We start from the raw sequence: 3,359 nt of genomic DNA on the forward strand, positions 1-3,359 counted from the left end.
GCCCATGACGCTCCCGCACCCGTGTACGGCGAGAAGGGGCCGTGTCGGGGGATGTCCGCCCGCAGATGTTGGCGCGTCAACGGGGAGTCAGTCGGCGTCCGGCCTCATCGCGCCGTTCCGAGGACGAACCCCCCCCGGCGCGGCCCCGACCGACCACCCGGCGAGCAGGCGCAGGAGCCGTCACTCAACCGACAGCAGCCGCCCCCGCGAAGTGCTCGCCCACCAGCGCCCGCGCCACATCCAGGTCCCGTGCGACCAGCGCGTCCAGCAACGCCGTGTGCTCGTGCGCGTCCGCCACCAGATCGGCTCGCCCCCGGACCCCCGGCCCTCCCCCGACCAGCGGCCACTGCGCCCTGCGATGCAGGTCCTCCGCGATCTGGACCAGCTGCTCGTTGCCCGAGAGGGCCAGCACGGCCCGGTGGAACCCCCGGTCGGACTCCGCGTAGGTCGCGCGGCAGCCGGAGGACGCCGCGCGGACCGTCGCCTCGGCGAGAGGCCGCAGCTCGGCCCAGCGCTCGGCAGGCACGGTACGGGCCAGCCGGAGCATCACCGGGACCTCGATCAGCGCCCGGACCTCGGCCAGCTCCGCCAGTTCCCGCACGCCCCGCTCGACCACCCGGAACCCACGGTTCGGCACGACCTCGACGGCCCCCTCGAGGGCCAGTTGCTGCATGGCCTCCCGGACCGGCGTCGCCGAGACCCCGAACCGCTCGCCCAGCACCGGCGCCGAGTACACCTCCCCGGGCCGTAGATCCCCCGCCACCAGCGCGGCCCGCAGCGCGGCCAGGATCTGCCCCCGCACCGAGGCCCGCTGGACCACCGGCCGGACCCGAGGAACGACGGGGAGGGGCGGCTCACTGTGCGTGTGCTCCCCCCGCACCGCCCCGCCCTGCTGCGGCACGCGCGCAGGCGCCGGCGCCTGCCCGGACGCCACACCAGCCCCGGCGGCACCCACCGCCGCCCACGGATGACCCGTGTCCGCGGAGCCCTGCGCTCCCTGCCTCACGGGTCCTCCTCCGGACGTATCGGTACTTGGGGTCATTACGGCGGGTTGTTACTCGTCCGTCAAGCACCATAAGCGCCCCGGCCCCCAGTTCACATCCCCGTTCAATTTCCGGAGATCTTGAGTAAGGTTAGGCTTACCTTCAAGAACCCGTTTCACCCGACGGATCGGTGATCACATGCCTGCGCCCGTTTCGGCCGTCTCCGGCGCCTACACCCGCCTGGCCGAGATACTCCCGGCGCTGGCGGTCACCGAACTGAGCACCGGCGAGGAGACCCCGCACGGCGGTGGCTGGGCCGCGGCCGCCGACCTCGCGGCCGCAGGACCCGCGCTCGACCGCTTCCTCGCGTGGGACGTGGACCAGATCGAACGGGACTACGGCCGGCAGGCCCGCCCCGATGTCGTCGCCACCTTCGGCCTGCACCGTTACGCCTGGCCCGCCTGCCTCCTGATCACCGTGCCGTGGTTCCTGCACCGCCGGGTCCCCCGCTACCCCGTGACACACGTCTCGTACGACCGCACCGCCCCGGGCCACGCCCTCGGACGCATGGCCGTCCGCCCCGCCGGCTTCGCCTGCCTCCCCGGTGACGAAGCGGCCGCACTGCCCGGCGCCCGGGTCGTCCCCGACGAGGAGGCGCTGCGGGCGGAGGTGCGGTCGGCGGTCGCCGAGCACCTGGAACCGGTGCTGACCGGTTTCGGCCCCCGGATGCGACGGCGCGGACGCGCCCTGTGGGGCATGGCGACCGACGAGATCGTCGAAGGGGTCTGGTACATCGCCCAGCTGCTCGGCGAGATCGACGAGCGGCGCGCGATGCGCGAGCTGGAGCTGCTGCTGCCGGGCGCGACCAAGCCGTACGTCGGCACGGCGGCGTTCCGGGAGCTGACCGGCCCCGGCGGCGAGCCCCTTCTCACCCGGGACCGCGCGAGCTGCTGCATGTTCTACACGCTACGCCCCGAGGACACCTGCGCCACCTGCCCCCGCACCTGCGACACGGACCGCGTCACCAAGCTGCTGGCCACGGCCAGTTGAGCTCCCGCGGGGCCGAATCCGCTCCCGCCGTCCCGTAGGATCATCGCGGGACCGGACACTCACACACCCACAGGCGATTCACATCATCCTCACGCGTCACGGGAACTTTCCGGGGAACCACTCGTACGGGTAGTCTTGTTCGAACTCAACTCCCGCCCCTCAAGCGGCAGTTCGAGCAGAACGCCGCCCTGGGCATTCCCTTGCACTTCCTTGGCGGCCTCTTGCCCCGAAACCCCCTGAGGGCCGATGGGATTGGGCCACTATGGCGGGCGTTACGCCCTATCCCAATGCAAGGGACCACCCAGATGAGACTGACCGACATATCGCTGAACTGGCTGCTTCCGGGCGCCGTGCTTCTCCTGGGCATGCTGGCGGCGGTGGCGGTGCTCGCGCGCGGCAAGCGCTCCTCGGTCAAGGACACGAGCGCGGGCGACTCCTGGGAGCGCAGCGAGGAACGCCGCAGACGCAAAGAAGCCCTCTACGGCACCCTCTCTTACCTCCTCCTCTTCTGCTGTGCGGCCGTCGCCGCCCTGCTCTCCTTCCACGGCCTGGTCGGCTTCGGTGAGCAGAACCTCGGGCTCTCCGGCGGCTGGCAGTACCTCGTCCCGTTCGGCCTGGACGGCGCGGCGATGTTCTGCTCCGTCCTCGCTGTGCGCGAGGCCAGCCACGGTGACGCGGCGCTCGGCTCCCGGATACTTGTCTGGACGTTCGCCTTCGCCGCGGCCTGGTTCAACTGGGTTCACGCGCCCCGGGGCATCGGTCACGCGGGTGCCCCCCACTTCTTCGCGGGCATGTCCCTGTCGGCGGCGGTCCTGTTCGACCGCGCGCTGAAGCAGACCCGCCGGGCCGCCCTGCGGGAGCAGGGTCTGGTGCCCCGCCCGCTGCCGCAGATCCGTATGGTGCGCTGGCTGCGGGCCCCGAGGGAGACCTACCGCGCCTGGTCGCTGATGCTCCTCGAGGGTGTGCGCAGCCTGGACGAGGCTGTCGACGAGGTGCGCGACGACAAGCGCAAGAAGGAAGAGACCCGGCAGCGGCGGCGCGACCAGCAGCGCGTGGAGCGCGCCCAGTTGAAGGCGATCAGCCGCGGTCACCGCGGCCACTTCGGCCGGGGTGGCGGACGGCAGCTGGAGGTACAGGTGGAGCGCGGCTCCTCACAGGTCACCGCGGAGCCTGCCATATCGGCGCCGGAGCCCCTGCCCGTGCGCTCGCGTCCCTCTCTTCAGCCGGTGCGCAAAGGAGCTGACCCCGTGACCGTCGACCTCACCGCGGAGGACGACACCATGGCACTGCCGCGTCTGGACTCCCTGGAGCGCAAGCTCAAGGACC

Annotated in this window: 3 protein-coding genes; 2 read left to right on the forward strand and 1 reads right to left on the reverse strand. The window is 72.0% G+C overall.

Going from position 1 to position 3,359, the window contains the following annotated elements:
• Positions 1-184 precede the first annotated feature (184 nt).
• The gene (locus tag ABZ281_RS43210; protein WP_356663603.1) at positions 185-1,006 is read right to left on the reverse strand and encodes a GntR family transcriptional regulator; all 822 of its coding nucleotides are present in this window, start codon (positions 1,004-1,006) and stop codon (positions 185-187) included.
• A 175-nt stretch (positions 1,007-1,181) separates the two neighbouring features.
• Between ABZ281_RS43210 and ABZ281_RS43215 the strand changes: the two genes are divergently transcribed.
• Positions 1,182-2,033, forward strand: coding sequence for a (2Fe-2S)-binding protein (locus ABZ281_RS43215; protein WP_356663605.1), 852 nt, complete (start codon positions 1,182-1,184; stop codon positions 2,031-2,033).
• Positions 2,034-2,338: 305 nt separating this feature from the next.
• On the forward strand, positions 2,339-3,359 hold a 1,021-nt coding region (locus ABZ281_RS43220), incomplete at its 3' end, for a DUF2637 domain-containing protein (protein WP_356663607.1).

The organism is Streptomyces sp. NPDC006265, assembly GCF_040613555.1.
Classification (GTDB): Bacteria; Actinomycetota; Actinomycetes; order Streptomycetales; family Streptomycetaceae; genus Streptomyces.